The organism is Mucilaginibacter aquatilis (assembly GCF_009755275.1).
In the GTDB taxonomy this organism is placed as follows: Bacteria; Bacteroidota; Bacteroidia; order Sphingobacteriales; family Sphingobacteriaceae; genus Mucilaginibacter; species Mucilaginibacter aquatilis.
Map to the genome: position 1 here is coordinate 89,705 of NZ_WQLA01000005.1, position 21,792 is coordinate 111,496.

The window sequence follows — 21,792 nt, forward strand, 5'->3', positions numbered from 1 at the left end:
TAGTATGCTTGTTTTTATACAACCACAAGGTGAAAGGGTTTGAAAAAGAAATTTACAGAGTTGATTCAAGCTCTTAAAAATTAAAGCAGATGCTGTATATTCAGCACTTGGAAAACTAACCTTATATGAAATTTATTTTACCTGCTCTTATCACCACCCTTTTTGTATCATGTTCTGCTCCAAAGGAAAAAGATGATTTGGAGCGGCAAAACCTGGAAGGCAATATTATTAAGGTTACTTATCGTAATTATGACGCGGTTGAAAAATTTGGAGAAGTAAGCAAAGGCCGTTTAAGCAACTCTGATGAACAGGACATAAATGAGAATGGAAACATATCAAAAAGCATTTACACTTCTTTTTATGATCATGCAGATGATAGCATACCCGGTATAAAAAAAAACAATGATGTATTTGTTACATTATCAAAATTCAATAATAAAAATCAAAGAATATCTGTAATTGATACTAAAGATAATAATGTAGAAGCAAGTTTTGTTTATAATGAGGATGGAAAAGTAATCGAGTCTAATGACTATGATGAAGGAAAACTATCAGATAAAACCAAATTCAGCTTTACGGACGGACATTTAAGTGAAAGCAAAAAGTACAAAGCTGATGGAAGTTTAGAAACCGTCACAAAATATAAACTTAACGACGACGAGTCCATTTTGGAATCGAGGGTGCTTTCTCCGGATGGGGTTTATAAAAACCACGCTGTCTATTCTTATCAAGGTAAATTGTTAACCGGTTACAAAGTGTATAGTGATAAAAAGCTAGCTTTTACGGTTAAAATGGAATATCCAAAGTTTGATGATAAAAATAATTGGATAGTTAAATACACCTACTATGATAATAAAATAAAATCAATTACAGAGCGGCAAATAACTTACAAGTAAAACTATTGCGATATCTCCTGGGTTATACATGAACATGCCCAGCAAGCCGCAAAAACACACGCCACCTGTTAACCTTACCGGTCGCCTTAAATGGGTGGAGCGTATATCACATTTGCTTGATGACCAGTTTCGCGTGCCGGGCACAAAATTCCGTTTCGGGCTTGATCCTATTATAAACTTGCTACCCATAGCAGGTGATGCTGCGGGATTTGTTTTAAGTGCTGCACTGGTTTTAACTATGGCTAAACACGGTGTAAGCCGCAAGGTACTCATACTAATGGTGCTTAATGTGTTAATAGACGGGCTGATTGGGGTTATACCGTTTGTTGGGCAGGTTTTTGATTTTTATTACAAAGCCAATACGCGCAACATTAAACTACTTAAAGAGCATTACGAAGAAGGCAAGCATCAGGGTAGCGGCACCGGCATTTTAATTACCATTGCCGTTGTTTTGCTCATAGCCTTTGCAGCGTTTGTATACCTGAGTTATAAATTACTCGCATTTCTTATCAGCCTTTTCTAACTTCTTATCATCGCCCTACGGTTAATATGAGTTTAGCAATCGTTTGCGTAATTTTTTGCAAGCATAATGCGCATTAAACGGCAAAATCTTTCAGATACTCAATAATTATTGTTTAGTTTGTGCTGCGAGGGCTTAGTGTACACATTCAACTTTAAAGCCCGGCAATAAACGCATATAAACCAACTGCTAACACCAGTTACCTTTTGAAAAACCGGTTGCTTTAACGAGTTGCCAACATTTGTTATGAAAAAGTTTTTAGACGAGAATTTTTTGCTGCAAACCGAAACTGCGCAGCGCCTGTACCATGAGTACGCCAAAGATCTTCCAATTATTGACTATCATTGCCACCTGCCTCCTGATCAGATTGCTGCCGACTTAAATTTCAGCAACCTATCTCATATATGGCTTCACGGTGATCATTACAAATGGCGTGCAATGCGCACCAACGGCATTGACGAAAGCTATGTAACCGGTAATAAAAGCGATTTTGAAAAGTTTGAGCAATGGGCGGCTACCGTGCCTTACACCCTGCGTAACCCTTTATACCACTGGACTCATTTAGAGTTACAGCGTTACTTTGGTATTCACGATATCCTGTCGCCAAAAACGGCAAAGGAAATTTATGACAAGTGTACCGAAATGCTGCAAGGTCCGGAGTTTTCAACTCAAAGCCTTATTAAAAAAATGAAGGTTGAGGCAATTGGTACCACCGATGACCCATTGGATAACCTGGAATTCCACAAGCAACTGGCCGGCAACAACGTAACTAAAGTATTGCCATCGTTCCGCCCCGATAAGGCTATGAATGCTGATGATGCCGTTGCCTTGAACGCCTATATTGACAAGCTGGAAGCCTTGACCGATTTAAGCATAGGTGATTATGATACTTACCTAACTGCATTAAAAAAACGTCATGATTACTTTGCCGAGCATGGCTGTAAAGTGTCTGACCATGGTTTAGAGCAAATCTATGCCGAGGAGTATACCGAAGACGAAATTCGCAGCATATTCATTAAAATTCGCACAGGCGTAGCTTTAATGCCGGGCGAAATCCTGAAAATAAAATCGGCCTTGTTATTTCAGTTTGCCATTTGGGATCACGAAAAAGGTTGGGTTCAGCAATATCACCTTGGTGCATTGCGCAATAACAATACTCGCTTATTAACTAAACTAGGTCCTGATACAGGTTTTGATTCCATTGGCGATTTTAGCCAGGGCCGTGCCCTTTCAACTTTCTTAAACAAGTTGGATACTGAAGATAAACTGGCCAAAACCATCATCTACAACCTTAACCCAACCCAAAACGAATTATTTGCTACCATGATTGGTAATTTTAATGATGGTACGGTTGCAGGCAAAGTTCAGTTTGGCTCAGGCTGGTGGTTCCTTGACCAAAAAGATGGTATGATTAAACAAATGAACGCACTTTCAAACATGGGCTTGTTAAGCCGCTTTATTGGTATGCTTACCGATTCGCGCAGCTTCCTATCGTTCCCGCGTCATGAGTATTTCCGTCGTATACTGTGTAACTTACTGGGTGACGATATTGAAAATGGTGAATTGCCAAACGATATTGAGTGGACCGGTAAAGTGGTACAGGACATTTGTTACTATAACGCTAAAAACTATTTTCCTTTTTAAGGTAAGATAATGAGCGAAATTTTGAATAAAGATTACAGCAGCGGTTCGGTATTAAACTTTGGCGAACTGCTGCTTCGCATAACCCCCGATGCTACCGGCGAATGGCTGCAGGAAAACAGTCTGCCCGTTTTTGTGGGTGGTGCCGAACTTAACGTGGCTACAGCGCTGGCCCTTTGGAATGTACCATCGCGCTATTTTACGGCATTGCCTAAAAATGGCATGTCCGATCAGCTAATCTCTTTTTTAAATGAAAAGAGCATTGACACATCAACCATTGTTTATCATGGTAAACGTGTAGGTCTGTACTTTTTAACCAAAGGGCAGGACTTGAAACACGATGCTTTGATTTACGATCGTGCGCATTCGGCTTTTGCCGATTTAACCACCGGATTAATTGACTGGGACAAGGTATTAGACGGCGTTACCTGGTTTCACTTTAGCGCTATTTGCCCGGCCATAAGCCAAAACGTGGCCGACGTATGTAAAGAAGCTTTAGAAGCTGCCTCGCGCAAAGGCATCACCATTTCGGTTGATTTGAATTACCGCGCCAAGTTATGGCAATACGGTAAGCAACCTATTGATGTAATGCCCGAACTGGCGCAGTATTGCGACTTAATCATGGGTAACATTTGGGCTGCCGAGCGTATGTTAGGTGTAGCGGTTGATGAACTGGTTACCGAATCGGGGCAAAAAAGCCTTTACGTTAAGGAAGCTCAAAAAAGCTCAGAGGAAATTATCAAGCAATTTCCAAAATGCAAGGCGGTAGCCAATACATTCAGGTTTACCACTGAGGACAACACCAATATTGATTACTATACCGTGTTATATACCGATGGCAAGCCGCATGTATCAGGCGAGTACTTTGCCGAAACCATTGTTGATAAAGTAGGTAGTGGCGATTGCTACATGGCCGGTCTTATCTACGGTTTTTATAACAACTATGAACCACAGGAAACGGTTGATTTTGCAACCGCTGCCGCATTTACCAAACTGTTTGTAAACAGCGATGCTACTAACCGCAGCGTTGATTTTATACAGCAAGCTATTATTAAATGAAAATCAAACAGCAAGTATTAGACAGCATTATTACGCAGGGCATGTTGCCGTTGTTTTTTTATGCTGATGCCGATGTAAGCGTTGAAATTACCCGCACCCTGTATAAAGCAGGCGTACGCGTTTTTGAATATACCAACCGCGGTGCCGCCGCGCTCGAAAACTTTAAAAAATTAAAGGAACTGCAACAGGCCGAAATGCCTGACCTTAACCTGGGTATAGGCACAATAAAATCGGTGCATGAGGCTGATGCCTTCATTAATGCCGGTGCCGACTTCCTGGTATCGCCTATTGTGAACCCCGAAGTGGCTAAAATGGCTAATGATTTAAACATGTTGTGGATTCCGGGTTGTATGACGCCAACTGAAATTTACACTGCGCAATCATCAAACGCGGCCTTAATTAAACTTTTCCCGGCTAATATTTTAGGTCCTGAGTTTTTAACATCTATTAAAGAGCTTTTCCGCGACCAGTTGTTTATGCCAACCGGTGGTGTTGAGTTAGATGCAGGAAATATATCAACATGGTTTAAAGCAGGTGTATGTGCAGTGGGTATGGGCAGCAAGCTTATCAGCAAAAAAGTACTGGAAGAGAAACTATACGACGAATTATTTACCAATACCCAAAAAGCTATTGAGCTGGTACAAACCAGCCGATAAACATCAACATAAACCCAATTATGAACAATATTAAGATGAGCAATTACCGCTGGACCATTTGTGCCTTGCTGTTTTTTGCCACCACTATTAATTACCTCGACCGCCAGGTACTTAGCTTACTTAAGCCATTACTATCAAAAGAATTTGGCTGGAGTGATAGCGACTACGGTACCATTGTAGGCGTATTTTCACTGGCTTACGCATTTTCAATGCTGTTTGCCGGTCGTGTAATTGATTATTTGGGAACCAAGGCAGGTTATGCCTGGTCAATCATCTTATGGTCGGTTGGTGCCATTGTACATGCCTTTGCGCACATGGTTCCAAGCAGTATATTAGGGTTCTCTTTAGGCCGTACCGTTTTGGCCGTTGGCGAATCGGGCAATTTTCCGGCGGCCATTAAAACCACTGCCGAATATTTTCCTAAAAAAGACCGTGCATTGGCTACAGGTATTTTTAATTCAGGTGCTAACGTAGGTGCAATCTTAGCTCCTATTGTAGTGCCATGGATTGCCGAACAATGGGGCTGGCAATGGGCATTTATCGGCATTGGCGCCATTGGTTTTATATGGTTGATTTTTTGGCTGCTTTTGTACGAAATTCCTTCAAAAAACAGAAAACTAAGCCAGTCAGAGTATGAGTACATTCATAGTGACGAAATACAGCAGCACGAACCTATTGAAGTAGAAAGAGTAGAAGAAGGACGTAAGTTCACTTATCTTGAATGTTTTCAATTTAAGCAAACCTGGGCTTTTGCCTTTGGCAAATTCATGACTGATGGTGTATGGTGGTTTTTCTTGTTTTGGCTGCCGGCTTACTTCAAAGCTCAGTACAATATGGAAGGCACAGCAATCTCCTTACCAATTGCAGTTTTATATACCATAACCATGGTTGGCTCAATTGGTGGCGGCGCTTTTCCTACCTATTTTATTAATAAAGGGTATGATGCGTACACCGGCCGTATGAAAGCCATGTTTGTAATTGCTCTTTTCCCTTTAGTAGTTTTACTTACACCTTACCTAAGCCAGTTTAGCTACTGGTGGGCGGTAGGTCTTATTGCAGTTGGGGCATCAGCTCACCAGGCATGGAGCGCCAACATATTTACTACCGTTGGCGATATGTTCCCTAAAAAAGCTATTGCAACCATTACGGGTATTGGCGGTATGGCAGGCGGCATTGGCTCCTTTTTACTAAGCAAGGGTGCCGGTATGTTGTTTGACCACTACAGCGCCGAGGGTCATATTCAAACCGGCTATTCAATAATGTTCATCCTTTGTGCTTTAGCTTACATTATTGCCTGGGTGGTAATGAAGGCACTGGTGCCGAAGATGAAGCCAATCGAGCTCTAAAGTTATCGCAATGTCATTAATGGTTTTATGACGAATGCGCATGAAACCATTAACGCTGCGCACGTATTTTTACAAAACAAACAACCAAACATAAAGATTAATTAAAATCAATTATCATGAGTTTCAACGACGAGCTTAACAGCTTATTTGTTGAGGAGAGCCAGATACCGGCCGAGTACCGGATCGAAGAGCTTCATCAACGGGAGTACCTGGTAAACGGGGAAATGAAACAGTGGGATGGCGAGGTTAGCGAGGTGTATTCACCTATTTGCATACCCGGTCCTGATGGTTTACAACGCAAGCTTATTGGCAGCTATCCGCTGGGCACCGAGAAGGAAGCCATGGAAGCACTTGAAGCCGCAGAAGCAGCCTACAACAACGGCCGCGGCGAATGGCCAACCATGAGCGTAGCCGACCGTATTAAGTGCCTTGAGAAGTTTGTGTACAAGATGGTGGAGCAGCGCGATCTGGTTATCAAGCTTATTGTATGGGAAATTGGTAAATCACTGGCCGACTCAACCAAAGAGTTTGACCGTACAGTTGACTATATAAATCTGACTATTGATGCTCTTAAAGACATCGACCGTCAGTCATCGCGCTTTGAAATTGCCGAAGGTGTGGTTGCACAAACCCGCCGCTCGCCACTTGGTGTGGTATTATGTATGGGTCCGTTTAACTACCCGTTGAACGAAACCTTTACTACATTGATCCCGGCCATTATCATGGGCAACACCATACTTTTCAAACCACCGAAACATGGTACTTTAGTTCACTACCCATTATTGCGTGCCTTCCAGGAATCTTTCCCTAAAGGTGTGGTAAACACAGTTTACGGTCGTGGTGCCAACGTTACCCCAGGCTTAATGGCTACCGGTAAAATAAACGTATTGGCTTTCATTGGCTCAAGCAAGGTGGCTAATGATTTAAAGAAACGTCACCCTAAAATTAACCGCTTACGTGCCGTGCTAAGTTTGGATGCTAAAAATGCAGCCATCGTAACTAAAAGCGCCGACCTGCAAATTGCGGTTAATGAATGTATTTTAGGTTCATTATCTTACAACGGTCAGCGTTGTACAGCTATTAAAATTATTCATGTGCACAAAGACGTTGCCGATGAATTTTTGAAATTGCTTAGCGAAGGTATTGCCAAATTGAAATACGGTATGCCATGGGAAAAAGGTGTAAACCTTACTCCTGTAGCTGAACCTGGTAAGCCTGCCTACCTTAAAGAGTGTATTGACGATGCCATTGCTAACGGAGCCAAGGTAGTTAACGAAAACGGTGGCGCTACTGTTGCATCATTTGTATACCCGGCAGTAGTTTACCCTGTTAACGAAAATATGAAACTGTACCGCGAGGAGCAGTTTGGTCCGGTTATACCTGTTATGCCTTTCGACAGCATTGAGGAGCCTATTCAGTACCAAATAGATTCGCCGCACGGTATGCAGGTGAGTATATTTAGTACCGATGCGCAGGAAACTGCCGATTTGATTGATCCGTTTGTAAACCTGGTAAGCCGCGTTAACATCAACGCACAATGCCAGCGCGGACCAGATGTATTCCCTTTCACCGGCCGTAAAGACAGTGCCGAGGGTACCCTATCGGTGCATGATGCACTACGTTCGTTCTCTATCCGTTCGTTGGTGGCTACCAAAATGAACGATTCGAACAAGCAATTGTTGAACGACATCATAAATGAACACGATAGCAACTTCTTGAGTACTAATTATATATTTTAATTTATAATAAGGCACTTTATAACAAAAACGGGCAGCTAAATAGCTGCCCGTTTTTGTTATAGGATAAGTTCCGTTAGTAAGAATTTTGAATAGTAATATTCAACCCTTCTTCAGGGCTATCTGATAGGTCACCAATGTAAACATCATTCAGCAATTCGAAATAATTTAAGTTATCCCATAATTGGTTATAAGCCGATTGGCCTCTGGCGTACCAGTCATAGCGCCAATCTGTAGTATAATGAAATCTTCTTATGTAAACGGTATAATTACCGGCGGGTACCGTGCCGCATCTGTAAGTTTGATCAACTTTGGTAAAATCATAAGCAAATAAAAAGTAGTCTTCATCAATATCGTTATTGTGGCAGTACACCTCCCATTGCGCAAAATGCGAACTAGTTCCTTGATAAGTTAAATAGATTGGCACCATGTTTTGTGCCTTAGCACTCAGGCTAAATGAAAGCGCAGCAAATACCATTGCAAGCGCAAGCAGCAATTTTGTTTTTCTCATAATAAGTTAAAGATTATAAATGGTTTATGCATCAAAGATACCGGCAATTTAACCCACACTTTATAGTATATTTTCTAGTTGCTATAAAATATTAACAGCATTTATGAAAATTTGATGAGAGTGTGTAACCTGTAAATGCAATACTGTTATAAATCGCTACAACTCAATAGCAGCCACTCTGTTTTATATGCCTTGGTCAATATACAGCAGCCCGCCTGAAAACTTTATTAAAAGCTTTTTATACCAAATCTTTTACCATAATCAAACTAAATTATTACTTTAAAAATCCGTATTTTTGCACCTCTTAATTTTTGTGGAAACCACTGATGTACAAGGAATATAAACAGTTAAATTTATCACAGATAGGCAAGGATGTACTCGAGTTTTGGAAACAAAACAGCATTTTCGAAAAAAGCATCAGCAGTCGTCCAGCCAGTAATCCATATACTTTCTACGAAGGTCCGCCATCGGCCAATGGTATGCCCGGCATTCACCATGCTATGGCGCGGTCAATTAAAGATATTTTTTGCCGCTACAAAACTCTTAAGGGGTACCAGGTAAAGCGTAAAGGCGGCTGGGATACCCACGGCCTGCCTATTGAGCTGGCTGTAGAAAAATCATTAGGTATTACTAAAGATGATATTGGCAAAACCATTTCGGTAGATGATTATAACCAGGCCTGCCGCAAGGAGGTAATGCGTTATACTGACGTATGGAACGACCTTACCCTTAAAATGGGCTACTGGGTTGACTTAGAGAAACCTTACATCACCTACGAAAACGATTATATTGAAACCCTTTGGTGGATTTTAAAACAACTATACAATAAAGGATGGTTGTATAAAGGTTATACGGTACAGCCGTACTCGCCAAAATCGGGCACGGGTTTAAGCTCACACGAACTTAATCAGCCGGGCACCTACAAAATGGTGAAAGATACTACCATTACTGCACAGTTCCATTTAAAAAATGACCAGCAGCACCCGCTGATCTCAACACTGTTCAGCGAGGCGGAAGAAGATACCGTTATACTGGCCTGGACAACTACTCCATGGACACTGCCGTCGAACTGTGCGCTGGCCGTGGGCGAGGACATTGACTATGTTAAAATAGCCACCTTTAACCCGTATACCTACAAACCAGTAAGCGTGGTTTTAGCAAAAGCGTTGGTAGGTAAATACTTTAAAGTTGAGGGCGAGAATGCACCTTTCGACGATTACAAAGAAGGCGATAAAGTTATCCCTTGGACGGTAAAGGCTGAATTTAAAGGCTTAGACCTGATTGGCCTGCGTTATCACCAGTTGATGCCGTATGTAAGCAATGAGGACCTGGAGAAAAATGCATTCCGCGTTATCCCGGCCGACTTTGTGACCACAGGCGATGGTACCGGCATTGTACACACGGCATCTGTTTTTGGTGCGGATGACTTTAGGGCCTGTAAAGAAAACAACGTACCATCGGTAATGGTGTTGGACGAAACAGGCAAAGAAGTGCCATTAGTAAACAAACAAGGCCGTTTTGTTGACGAGGTAATTGATTTTGCCGGCCGTTATGTGAAAGAAGAATATTACAGCAAGGAAGAACGCGAGGAACCTGGTTTTAAACCAACCGACGTGCTTATTTCTATTAAGCTGAAAGAGGATAACAAAGCGTTCAACGTACAAAAGTACGAACACAGCTACCCACACTCGTGGCGTACTGATGAGCCAATTTTGTACTATCCGCTCGATAGCTGGTTTATTAAAACCACTGCCGTTAAGGATAAGCTTATCGAACTAAACAAAACTATCAACTGGAAACCCGAAGCGACCGGTACCGGTCGTTTTGGTAACTGGTTAGAAAACTTGGTTGACTGGAACTTATCGCGTTCACGCTACTGGGGTACCCCGCTGCCTATTTGGCGGTCTGATTATTTAGGTCTGGACTTCAATTCGGAGATATGTATTGGAAGTATTGATGACTTATATAAGTATGACGTATTCTACTTCAAATTTGAGGAGGCTAAAGATTTCTTCTTGAAAAATAGTGAAGAGAAAATAGCTGAGCTGTTGGAAATAAAATATAATGAAGATGATCCAAATAATCCGTTTGATTGGGCTCATGTTCAGCAGCACAAAATAGAGGTTGAACGAGGAAATATATCATTAAAGCATTTTATTGATTTTTGTCCAAATAAGAAGGTACTTCTAAAGAAGTTTTCTTGCACAATTGATGAGTTTTACAAGGAGAAAAATATTCCTTTGGACATACATAGACCCTATGTAGATAATTTTGTTTTATCAAAACTCCACGATGGAGAGCTTCAGTATTTTTATCGTGAGCCCGACCTAATCGACGTTTGGTTCGATTCGGGTGCTATGCCGTATGCACAATGGCACTTCCCGTTCGAAAATAAAGAACAGTTTGCTGATGCCTACCCGGCCGATTTTATTGCCGAGGGTGTCGACCAAACCCGTGGCTGGTTTTTTACCCTACACGCCATTGCCGTTATGCTAAGCGAGGCCAGCGACGAGGTAAAAGCCGTAAATGAAAAAGTAGGCAACCGCGGTATTGCATTTAAAAACGTGGTATCAAACGGTTTGGTGCTCGATAAAAACGGCAACAAAATGTCGAAACGTTTAGGCAACGCTGTCGATCCGTTTGAAACCATTGAGCAATACGGTGCCGATGCAGCCCGCTGGTACATGATCAGCAATGCATCGCCATGGGATAACCTTAAATTTAATATTGAAGGATTGGACGAGGTTCGTCGTAAATTCTTTGGTACTTTATATAACACCTACTCGTTCTTTTCGCTGTACGCTAACATTGATAAATTCGATTACAGCGCGCCCGAGATCGAACTAAGCCAACGCCCCGAAATTGACCGCTGGATACTATCGTTACTAAACACGTTGACCCAGGAGGTTGACGGATTTTATGCCGATTTTGAGCCAACCAAAGCAGCCCGCGCTATACAGGAATACGTTGATGCACACCTGAGCAACTGGTACGTGCGCCTGAGCCGTCGCCGTTTCTGGAAATCAGATAATTCCGAAGACAAAACATCAGCTTACCAAACGCTATATACCTGTTTGGTAACCATTGCTAAGCTCATGTCGCCCATTGCGCCGTTCTTTGCCGAACGCCTGTACAACGATTTAAATACTACTACCGGTAAAGAGCAATTCGAGTCGGTGCATTTAACTAATTTCCCTGCCTACCAGGCCGAGTTGGTTGACAAAGAGCTGGAAGAGCGTATGCAACTGGCACAGGATATTTCATCGTTAACCCTATCGTTACGTAAAAAGGTAGGTATTAACGTACGCCAGCCGTTAAGTAAAATATTACTGCCTATACTCAACAAAAACTTTGAGCACCAGGTTGAGGCCATTAAAGAACTGATTCTTTCGGAAACCAACATTAAAGCTATTGAGTACATAACTGACACTGCCGGCTTTATTACCCGTAAAATCAAGCCAAACTTTAAAGCTTTGGGCCAAAAGGTAGGTAAGGATATGAAGGCCGTTGCGGAAGCCATTACCGGTTTCAACCAGGAGGATATTGCCAAACTGGAAAATGAAGGACAGATTGCTGTGTTAGATAACAAATACACCATACTTGCCGCCGAAGTTGAAATTACTGCCGAAGACGTTCCGGGCTGGCAGGTTGCAAATTTGGGAAAACTAACCGTGGCTTTAGATGTTACCCTAACCAACGAACTTAAACAGGAAGGTATATCGCGCGAACTCATCAACCGTATACAAAACCTGCGCAAGGGTAATAATTTTGAAGTTACTGATAAGATAAATGTACGCCTGAGTGATCACCCGCTAATCAGCGAGGCTGTAAATAAGAATTTATCATATATATGTGCCGAAACGTTAGCTGAAAACATTAAGCTTGATAGCCAACTTAATGAGGGTGAAAAAACTGTTATTGACGAAACCGAAGTAATTATTTCTATAACTAAAATATAATGAGCACACCACAAACTGAAAAAACAAGATATTCAGACGCTGAGTTACTAGAATTTAAAGAATTAATTTTAGACAAGATACGTATTGCACGTGAAGAACTGAATGCCCTCGCATCATCATTAAGTAACCCAAACCTTAATGGCACTGATGATACTGCAGGCACTTATAAAACATTAGAAGACGGTTCAGCTACATTGGAAAAAGAGCAGATTAACCAACTGGCTGCCCGTCAAAAGAAATTTATTGAGCAATTAGAGGCTGCCCTGGTACGCATTGAAACCAAATCATATGGTATTTGCCGCGAAACCGGTAAACTGATACAAAAGGAACGCCTGCGTGCTGTACCGCACACAACCCTGAGCATGGAAGCTAAATTGAAGCAGTAATTTTACATGAAGGCATCGTACTTAAAACCTTTCCTTTTAGCTTTCGTAGTTGTACTAGCCGATCAGCTTATTAAAATATGGGTGCGCAACAACATGTATATGGGCCAGGAAATTCATTTCCTGGGTGATAGGGGCATGTTACTTTATACCGAAAACAATGGTATGGCCTTTGGCTGGGAACTTGGTGGCGTAGCCGGTAAACTGGCACTTACCTTGTTCCGCATTTTTGCAGTAGGTGGTATTGGCTACGGTTTGTATTACCTTATAAAACACAAGCACCACCGCGGACTAATACTTTGCGTGGCTTTAATTTTTGCAGGTGCCTTGGGTAATATCATTGATTCTACCTTTTACGGAATGATATACGGATACGCTCCCATTTTTCAAGGACGCGTAGTGGATATGTTCTATTTCCCGATAATAAGAGGTCATTACCCTACGTGGGTTCCATCGGTAGGCGGCGATCCGTTCATATTCTTTCAACCTATATTTAACCTGGCCGATTCGGCAATATCTATAGGCGTTATCCTCATCCTTATTTTTCAAAATAAGTATTTCAAAAAGGAAGAAGAAGTACCAAGCAGTCCGCATAGCGAGGTTGTTGAAGAATAAAATTTCAACTCCTGATAAATCAAACAAAAAAAGCCGCTCTAATTTGAGCGGCTTTTTTCGTTTACAGTTTTCCGTTAGTACAAAGCTGTAATTTTAAAACAACAGCCACATCACAACACCTTGATATTCACGTATTTCATATAATAATAAAAAAATAACAAGTTTCGTTAAACCATTTAGCGCTTATGGGCTCTATAATGTGCTTTTGATGATAAAGCAAAGCGAACAAGTTAAGCCTGAAAAAAAATCACAGGCTTTGTAACAAATAAGTTAAATAGTTCGTCTTGGCTATGTTATTAAAAGTTATTCAACCAAATCACAGTTCACAATGTTATTAAATCTAACACCTATATCAACAGTTACAGCGCCGGCTTGTACCGGCGCCCTAACAACACTAATGAGCAAGCTATAGCTACTCTTCACTAATCAAACATTTTTACTAACATATTTTACTTGATAAGGCTATGCTGATGCATAACCCGGGAACAGCTTGGCTTGAAAAGCAAATATCCGTTAGTACTTACATTTCATCAACACTCAAAAATTAAACAATGAAACCAATCACAATTTTTAACCGCTTATTAAGCCTAGCACTACTAACTACCGCCCTGTTTACAACCTCATGTAAAAAGGATAAAGATGATAAGCGCATCAAAGAGATGAGGCTTATAAAGCTGGAAGAGTCGGCCACGAGCTACACTACATTTGATTACAACTCAAAAAACCAGGTGGTTAAAATGACTTCAAATGAGGGCACAATTGCCCAAACCTTTAATGTATCATATGAAAACAACAAACCAAGCCTGATTAAGTCAGGCGAAGGTTCAATGAAGTTCACTTACGTAAACAACAAACTTGATGCTACCAAACTATTTGCAGACGACGCTCAAACACAACTGGTAGGGCACATTAAACTTAACTACCTGAACGAACGAATAGATAATATGGTAATTTCTCACCTGCTGGAAGGTGCTCAGGAACCAACGCCAATTGTAAAATCGCTATATGAATATTACGCAAACGGTGATGTTAAAAAGCAGGTTGATTACGTTTGGAATCCTTTAAATGGTCAATTCAAATTAAGCGCATCAACTGTTTATGAATACGATGATAAGGTTAACCCTTTACTTGCACTGGGCGATGCTTATACCATATCATTTAAGGCAGTATCACAACACAACCCGGTTAAAGAAACTGAGTATGACGAAAACAACGAACTAAGCTTTACCACTACCTACACTTACACCTATAACAGCAATGCATATCCGGTTACTGCCCAAAGAAAAATTACTGCTGCGGGCAAGGCTAACTCAACTGTTAGCAACTTTAAATACACATACCAATAAAATTTGCTACTATTTACTTGTAGCAAGTTAATAATTACTAATATTGGCCGCGCCACAACATTAAGTGGCGCGGCATTTTTTTACCTATGGCTATAAATACAATTATATTTGATTTGGGAGCAGTATTAATTGATTGGCACCCACACCACCTTTACAATAAAATTTTTACTGATAGCGCGCAGCGCGATTGGTTTTTAGAAAATATTTGCACTAACGACTGGAACGAGGAACAAGATGGCGGCCGCACCCTGGCCGAGGGTACTGAATTACTGGTAAAACAACACCCTGAGCATGAGGTTAACATACGCGCTTACTATGGCCGTTGGGCCGAAATGCTTAACGGACCAATTACAGGCACAGTAGAAATTTTCAAAGCTTTAAAAGACAGCGGGAACTACAAAATATATGCGCTAAGTAACTGGTCGGCTGAAACCATGGAGATTGCTTTCAGTCAGTTTGAGTTTCTTGACTGGTTTGACGGCATGGTAGTTTCGGGTATTGAAAAAATGCGCAAGCCCGAGCCAGCATTTTACCAGTTGTTATTAAACCGATACAATGTTGAACCCGGGCAGGCACTTTTTATTGATGATAATATGCGTAATATTATTGCCGCCAAAAACATGGGCATTGACAGCATACATTTTACAACAGCTACAGAATTAGAACAAGAGCTGAGGATGCGGAATATACTTTAAGTTACTTGCCCAAACGGTAATTAACACTCAAGCCATAAAGGGTACTTCCCAGGTCAAACGCAATGTAATTGGTAAAGGGAGCACGTCTGATGTATGTTGCGCTTATATCCAACTTTTTGTTAAGAATAACACCCGCTTTTAATGGCGTGGTTACATAATAATTCATCAGCGAATAGTAACTTTCTTCAGCAAGCTGAATGTTGGTTGCAGATGTTCTTAGCTCATCATTTGCGTAAGCAGCAAGGTTAACACTCGCCCCTACGCCCAAGTAAAATTTAAATTTATCTGAGTTGTAGATATTGTAAAGTACTTGCGGACCTATGTTGACTGCATACTGGTTAAACTTATAAGTATAGAAGTCATTGTACCTGTTTGCACTACTAAATGAAGCGTTAAGGTATGACAGCGTAAGCTCCATACGTAAAATAAGCTTTTGCGTGTACTTATTAGTGTAAAAGTCAAACCCTGCAGCAATACGTGGCACATAGCTTACAGATTGTTTACCATCAAACACATTTTGGCCTTCAAAACTTGTAACAGTTCGGTTTAGCATCAAGCCAACATAAAAGTCAGACCCGATGGTACCGGTTTGCTCTTTGCTCTTGTCGTTATTAATACTTTTAATAACCCGTAATATATCCGATTCGTTGAATTTTGAACGTTCAATTTGTATTTGCGCATTTTTGAACTCGGGGTTGTACTTACCTGCTAAATTAAAGAGCTGTTGGCCATAAGGCGCAAAGGTTGATATCTGTTGCGTTTGAGCATAATATTGATGATACTTAAGCTCCACAGGCTGCTGTGCGTTCTCTTGTATGAAGTATCTTATTTTTCTACTATCCCGGTGCGAATACAGGCTCAACGGACTTCCCTGATAAAGCAATTGAAGGAAAATAGTATCTCTAACCGTAGTAGTATCTAGTTGGTTTGGCAGGTTTGGAAACACGTTATCGTCAGCACTGATGTTTCCCGTATAACTTACATACTTATCCATGTTTGTTATACCAAAGGAACTTATTTGAGCAGGTTCATATTTAGTTGCCTGTTTTTCGGCAACATTATTTTTGAACTCAATTACCTCAGGCAAAATTTCCCATTCGCGGTAGTTGATGTAGCCTTTAAGCGTATCGCCACTAAGTTTAACAATATAAGCAGGCTTAAAATTAGATTGAGCAAGTAAGCTCAAAGGACAAAGAGCCGCAATAAGCAGCAGGCGTAAGAATTTCATGATAAAAGGAAAAGGTTATCTTTAAAATATCAAAGATAACCTTTTTGCAAACTTGTAAGGCAATATCTAAAAAATAGCCTGTGCTATGCGTTTGGTTGGCTCAGGGTTACCCATAGTGTAAAAATGTAATACCGGCACCCCAAAATCAACAAGTTCTTTACACTGGTTAATCATCCACTCAATGCCAACTTCTTTTACTTCCTTGTCATTTTTACAATCATGTATGGCATCACATAAATCTTCCGGTATATCAATATGAAATATTTTTGGAAGGTTAATAAGTTGCTTCGCGGTGGTAATTGGCTTCAATCCGGGAATGATAGGCACATTAATCCCATTTTCACGGCACTGATTAACAAACGCCTTAAACTTACTGTTATCAAAAAACATTTGGGTAACAATGAAATTTGCACCACCATCAACCTTTTGCCTTAAATATTTAAAGTCTGTTTTAAGGTTTGGAGCTTCAAAGTGCTTCTCGGGGTAGGCAGCTACACCTATACAAAAATCAGTTTTGTATGATGTATCCTGATACTCGTGCAGGTAAACACCATTATTCATATTAGTTACCTGTTCAAGCAATTCGGTTGCATAGCAGTGTCCGCCGGGGGTTGGTATAAAGCCCGAATCGGTTTTACGGGCATCGCCGCGCAGCACCAGTACGTTATCAATACCCAAAAACTGTAAATCAATCAGTGCGTATTCAGTCTCCTCTTTGGTAAACCCACCACAAATTAAATGCGGAACGGTATCAACCTTGTACTTATGCTGTATTGCCGCACAAACCGCAACCGTACCCGGGCGTTTGCGGTAAGTGGCCTTTTGTATACTACCGTCGGCAGTTTCTTTATAAAACAAATCCTCACGCGATGACGTCACGTCAATAAATGGCGGCTTAAACTCCATCAAAGGGTCGATGGCTTTGTAAATACCATCCATGCTCTGCCCTTTAATGGGAGGCAGTAGTTCAAAGGAGAAAAGCGTTTTGCCGTTTGCGTTGGCTATGTGGTCTGTAATTTTCATTGTTTTAGTAAAAAGTAGTAAGACTATTCCTTAATCCGCTTACCATTCTTTGTAACTCTGTTATTTGAGTACTTAGTATTTGAAATTTTTCTTCTGAAATATAATCGAATTCTTTGGCTATAATAACTAGTGTTTCTATTCAAATGAAGAGCCTAATGCGATACTTAAAAACTGATAAAGTTCTTTACTAGATCTTCTACCGCAGCCTTCGGCAATGTTTGACGGTATTGATACAGCAGCACGAGTAATCTGAGAGGTCAATCCATACCTTTCTGATGCTGGGAAGCTGCGGGTAGTTGCAAATATTAATTTACAAACTTCCATTCCCGCTTTCCAAACTTTTAATTCTTTAAAGTTGTGCATCTCTTATCTTGATACCTGATACTAAATACTCGCTACTAAAATCAATAATTCAAATTAGGCCCTAACCATCTTTCAGCTGTTTCAACCGACATACTTTTGCGCTGTGCATAATCTTCTATCTGGTCTTTGCTTATTTTACCTAAGCCAAAATAACGGCTGTCGGGGTGCGAAAAATAAAAGCCGCTTACAGATGCCGTTGGTAGCATGGCCATACTCTCGGTTAAATGTATATGCGTGTTGTCTTCAGCTTTAAGTAAATCAAATAAGGTAACTTTCTCTGTATGCTCAGGACAAGCCGGATAACCGGGTGCCGGGCGGATACCCTGATATTGTTCCTTAATCAAATCTTCATTGCTCAATTGTTCATCTTTAGCGTATCCCCAATATTCACGGCGCACCAGCTCGTGCATTTTTTCGGCAAAAGCCTCGGCAAGGCGGTCGGCAATAGCCTTAATCATGATGCTGTTATAATCGTCATGGTCGGCTTCGTATTGAGCAACCAGTTCATCGCAGCCAATACCGGTAGTTACGGCAAAGCCGCCAAAGTAGTCGGGGACGCCGCTTTCTTTAGGGGCAATAAAGTCAGACAGGGCATAGTAAGGCTCACCTTTGGCTTTTTCGGCTTGCTGACGAAGTGTATGTATACGGGTAAGCAGTTGTGTACGGCTTTCATCAGCATACAGCTCAATATCGTCGCCCACGCTATTAGCAGGCCAAAAGCCAATTACGCCGTTAGCTTGCAAAAGGTTTTCGCTAATAACCTTGTTTAGCATGGCCTGCGCATCATCAAATAATTTGGTAGCTTCTACACCAACGTTTTTATCAGTTAATATTTTTGGATAGCTACCGCGCAGTTCCCAGGTATGAAAAAACGGTGTCCAGTCAATATAAGGCACCAGCTCTTCTAATGGGAATGCCTCGAAAACCTTGGTACCGGTAAATGCTGGTTTACAGGCTACGGCTCCATTTAAATTTAGCTGAAATTTATTAGCGCGGGCATCTTGTAAAGACAGGAAACGCTTATCTGAACGTTTGTTTAAGTGTGCTTCGCGTGCTTTTTCGTATTCTGCTTTAATACCGTTGATGTAATCATTGCGGTTATCCTTATTCATTAGGGTGCTGCAAACCGTTACACTGCGCGATGCATCAAGCACATGTATGGCAGGCCCTGAATAGTTAGGCGCAATTTTTACTGCCGCATGTATACGAGAGGTAGTGGCACCACCCACAATTAACGGAATAGTGAAACCCTCGCGCTCCATTTCCTTTGCAAAATGTACCATCTCATCTAATGATGGAGTAATTAGTCCGCTCAAGCCAATTATATCAACGTCTTGTTTTTTAGCTTCCTCAATTATCTTTTGCGCCGGAACCATTACCCCGAGATCTATAATCTCGAAGTTGTTACAGGCCAGTACTACACCAACTATATTTTTACCAATGTCGTGCACATCGCCTTTTACAGTGGCCATTAAAATTTTGCCGGCGCTCGAACGTTCATTACCATTGGCGTTTTTGGCTTTTTCGGCCTCAATGTAAGGCAATAAATAAGCTACAGCCTTTTTCATTACCCGCGCCGATTTTACTACCTGCGGCAAAAACATTTTTCCGGCACCAAACAAATCACCCACAATGTTCATCCCATCCATTAGCGGGCCTTCAATTACTTCCAACGGGCGGGCGTACTGTTGCCTTGCCTCTTCCACATCGGCGTCAATATATTCTACAATACCTTTTACCAATGCGTGCGATAAGCGCTTTTGTACCGGCTCATTACGCCAGGCTTCATCTTTTACCAATGCTTTGCCTTTACTTTTTACAGTATCGGCATATTCAACCAAACGCTCGGTAGCATCCGGCCGGCGGTTAAGCAGCACATCTTCTACCAGTTCCAGCAGTTCTTTAGGTATTTCCTCGTAAACCTCCAGCATGCCTGCATTTACAATGCCCATATCCATACCAGCTTTAATGGCGTGGTACAAAAATGCCGAGTGCATAGCCTCGCGCACCACGTTATTGCCGCGGAAAGAAAAGGATATGTTACTCACGCCTCCGCTCACTTTAGCATGAGGCAGGTTTTGTTTTATCCAACGGGTAGCCTCAATAAAGTCTACCGCGTAATTGTTATGTTCTTCCAAACCGGTTGCCACGGTAAGGATGTTAGGATCAAAAATAATGTCTTCAGGCGGAAAGCCAATTTCGTTAACCAGTATGTTGTATGAGCGTGAGCAGATTTCTACCCGGCGTTCATAATTATCAGCCTGGCCTTGCTCATCAAAAGCCATTACTACAGTGGCTGCACCATAACTTAATATTTTACGCGCCTGCTCTTTAAACTTTTCTTCACCCTCTTTAAGTGATATTGAATTGACAATGCCTTTACCCTGCAAGCATTTTAAACCGGCCTCAATAACCGACCATTTAGAAGAGTCGATCATGATGGGTAGCTTGGCAATATCAGGTTCGGAAGCTACAAGGTTCAAAAACTTCACCATTACCGCTTCCGAGTCAATCATGCCCTCGTCCATGTTAATATCAATAACCTGGGCGCCGCCTTCAACTTGCTGGCGGGCAACGGTAAGTGCTTCTTCATAGTTTTCGGCCAGTATCAGTTTCGAAAACTTGGGCGATCCGGTGATGTTGGTACGCTCGCCTACGTTTACAAAGTTGGTAAGCGGTGTAACGGTAACAGCTTCCAGGCCGCTAAGGCGCATGTAGGTTTCAACCTCGGCTTTTTTGCGTGGCTGATATTTGGCTGCACGTTCGGCAATGCATTTAATATGATCGGGTGTGGTACCGCAGCAGCCACCAACAATGTTCACCAGCCCGGCCTGCATAAAATCATCAACCTGGTGTGCCGTTTCATGCGGAGTTTCATCATAAGCACCAAACTCATTGGGCAAACCGGCATTGGGGTAAGCCGATATAAACACGTTAGCCTTTTCAGAAAGCTCTTCTAAATAAGGGCGCATTTCGCGGGCTCCCAAGGCGCAGTTTAAACCTACCGATAACAGGTTGGCATGGCGTACCGAATTCCAGAATGCCTCAACCGTTTGCCCGGAAAGGGTACGGCCCGATGCATCGGTAATGGTACCCGAAATCATGATAGGCAGATTTTTGCCGCTTTCTTCGGCGTAACGTTGTGCAGCAAACAGGGCGGCTTTGGCGTTAAGCGTATCAAATATGGTTTCGATGAGCAACAAGTGCGAGCCGCCGTCAACCAAACCGCGTATTTGCTCATAATAAGCATCGGCCAGGTCGTCAAAAGTAACGGCTCGGTAACCCGGGTCATTTACATCAGGCGATAGTGAAGCCGTACGATTAGTTGGACCAACAGCACCGGCTACGTAACGGGGTTTATCGGGGTTATTTTTGGTATAAACATCAGCAACTTCACGGGCTAAACGCGCACCCTCAAAGCTTAGTTCATAACCAAGCTCTTCCATATGGTAATCGGCCAGTGATATACGCTGGGTGCTGAAAGTATTAGTTTCAATGATGTCGGCACCGGCGTCAAGGTATTCGGCATGTATAGCTTTAATCACATCAGGGCGGGTAAGATTTAAAAGGTCATTATTGCCTTTCAAATCACTCGGGTGATTTTTAAAACGCTCGCCGCGAAAATCCTCTTCCGTTAACTGATAGCGCTGAATCATGGTACCCATGGCGCCGTCAATAATCAATATGCGTTTTTGTAGTTGTTCTCTAATGTCCATTGCTTAGTAAAAAGTAGTAGGTAAAAAGTAGTAAGCAATGCTAATTGCACAAGTCAAGTAAAAACAGTTAAAAGTCTTGATACTTTGTACTTACTACTA

Annotated in this window: 17 protein-coding genes; 12 read left to right on the forward strand and 5 right to left on the reverse strand. The window is 41.7% G+C overall.

Annotated features, from left to right (window positions below):
• The first annotated feature begins 125 nt into the window (after window positions 1-125).
• The 7 genes from GO816_RS13085 (at window position 126) to GO816_RS13115 (ending at window position 7,857) form a co-directional block, all read left to right on the forward strand.
• Complete coding sequence (locus tag GO816_RS13085; RefSeq protein WP_157542392.1) at window positions 126-896, forward strand: hypothetical protein; 771 nt, start codon at window positions 126-128, stop codon at window positions 894-896.
• A gap of 28 nt (window positions 897-924) precedes the next feature.
• Window positions 925-1,419, forward strand: coding sequence for a DUF4112 domain-containing protein (locus GO816_RS13090; RefSeq protein WP_232336568.1), 495 nt, complete (start codon window positions 925-927; stop codon window positions 1,417-1,419).
• Between the two features lie 243 nt (window positions 1,420-1,662).
• Window positions 1,663-3,060: a glucuronate isomerase gene (gene uxaC, locus GO816_RS13095; protein WP_157542393.1), complete on the forward strand. Its 1,398-nt coding sequence runs from the start codon at window positions 1,663-1,665 to the stop codon at window positions 3,058-3,060.
• 9 nt (window positions 3,061-3,069) lie between these two features.
• Entirely contained in the window at window positions 3,070-4,116 is a 1,047-nt protein-coding gene (locus GO816_RS13100; RefSeq protein ID WP_157542394.1) for a sugar kinase, read from the forward strand.
• Window positions 4,113-4,772 (forward strand): bifunctional 4-hydroxy-2-oxoglutarate aldolase/2-dehydro-3-deoxy-phosphogluconate aldolase, encoded by a 660-nt coding sequence (locus GO816_RS13105; protein WP_157542395.1) that lies wholly within the window; start codon window positions 4,113-4,115, stop codon window positions 4,770-4,772. The genes GO816_RS13100 and GO816_RS13105 overlap by 4 nt, the downstream gene beginning before the upstream one ends.
• Before the next feature lie 20 nt (window positions 4,773-4,792).
• The gene (locus GO816_RS13110; protein ID WP_157542396.1) at window positions 4,793-6,118 is read left to right on the forward strand and encodes an MFS transporter; all 1,326 of its coding nucleotides are present in this window, start codon (window positions 4,793-4,795) and stop codon (window positions 6,116-6,118) included.
• 116 nt (window positions 6,119-6,234) lie between these two features.
• Entirely contained in the window at window positions 6,235-7,857 is a 1,623-nt protein-coding gene (locus GO816_RS13115) for an NADP-dependent glyceraldehyde-3-phosphate dehydrogenase (protein ID WP_157542397.1), read from the forward strand.
• A 73-nt stretch (window positions 7,858-7,930) separates the two neighbouring features.
• Here GO816_RS13115 and GO816_RS13120 read toward each other — a convergent pair whose 3' ends face one another.
• Window positions 7,931-8,365 carry a hypothetical protein gene (locus GO816_RS13120; RefSeq protein WP_157542398.1) on the reverse strand — a complete coding sequence of 145 codons (435 nt, stop codon included), beginning with the start codon at window positions 8,363-8,365 and terminating at the stop codon, window positions 7,931-7,933.
• A 326-nt stretch (window positions 8,366-8,691) separates the two neighbouring features.
• On the opposite strand from GO816_RS13120, the gene ileS reads away from it, so the two are divergent.
• From ileS to GO816_RS13145, 5 genes are all read left to right on the forward strand, one after another.
• Window positions 8,692-12,324 (forward strand): isoleucine--tRNA ligase, encoded by a 3,633-nt coding sequence (ileS, locus tag GO816_RS13125; protein WP_157542399.1) that lies wholly within the window; start codon window positions 8,692-8,694, stop codon window positions 12,322-12,324.
• Window positions 12,324-12,710 (forward strand): TraR/DksA family transcriptional regulator, encoded by a 387-nt coding sequence (locus GO816_RS13130; RefSeq protein ID WP_157542400.1) that lies wholly within the window; start codon window positions 12,324-12,326, stop codon window positions 12,708-12,710. Before ileS ends, GO816_RS13130 begins: the two co-directional genes overlap by 1 nt.
• A 6-nt stretch (window positions 12,711-12,716) precedes the next feature.
• Entirely contained in the window at window positions 12,717-13,322 is a 606-nt protein-coding gene (locus GO816_RS13135) for a lipoprotein signal peptidase (RefSeq protein WP_157542401.1), read from the forward strand.
• A 551-nt stretch (window positions 13,323-13,873) separates the two neighbouring features.
• Complete coding sequence (locus GO816_RS13140; RefSeq protein ID WP_157542402.1) at window positions 13,874-14,668, forward strand: hypothetical protein; 795 nt, start codon at window positions 13,874-13,876, stop codon at window positions 14,666-14,668.
• Window positions 14,669-14,754: 86 nt separating this feature from the next.
• The gene (locus GO816_RS13145) at window positions 14,755-15,363 is read left to right on the forward strand and encodes an HAD family hydrolase (RefSeq protein ID WP_157542403.1); all 609 of its coding nucleotides are present in this window, start codon (window positions 14,755-14,757) and stop codon (window positions 15,361-15,363) included.
• A gap of 1 nt (window position 15,364) precedes the next feature.
• Here GO816_RS13145 and GO816_RS13150 read toward each other — a convergent pair whose 3' ends face one another.
• The 4 genes from GO816_RS13150 to metH all read right to left on the reverse strand — a co-directional run bounded on the left by GO816_RS13150 (window position 15,365) and on the right by metH (window position 21,693).
• On the reverse strand, window positions 15,365-16,591 hold the full coding sequence (locus GO816_RS13150) for a hypothetical protein (protein WP_157542404.1): 1,227 nt from the start codon (window positions 16,589-16,591) through the stop codon (window positions 15,365-15,367).
• Window positions 16,592-16,657: 66 nt separating this feature from the next.
• A complete protein-coding gene (gene metF, locus GO816_RS13155; protein WP_157542405.1) occupies window positions 16,658-17,614 on the reverse strand; it encodes a methylenetetrahydrofolate reductase [NAD(P)H] in 957 nt (318 codons plus the stop codon).
• A gap of 135 nt (window positions 17,615-17,749) precedes the next feature.
• On the reverse strand, window positions 17,750-17,977 hold the full coding sequence (locus GO816_RS18835; protein ID WP_232336569.1) for a four helix bundle protein: 228 nt from the start codon (window positions 17,975-17,977) through the stop codon (window positions 17,750-17,752).
• 41 nt (window positions 17,978-18,018) lie between these two features.
• Window positions 18,019-21,693, reverse strand: a complete 3,675-nt coding sequence (gene metH, locus GO816_RS13165; protein ID WP_157542406.1) for a methionine synthase — start codon at window positions 21,691-21,693, stop codon at window positions 18,019-18,021.
• Window positions 21,694-21,792 lie beyond the last annotated feature (99 nt).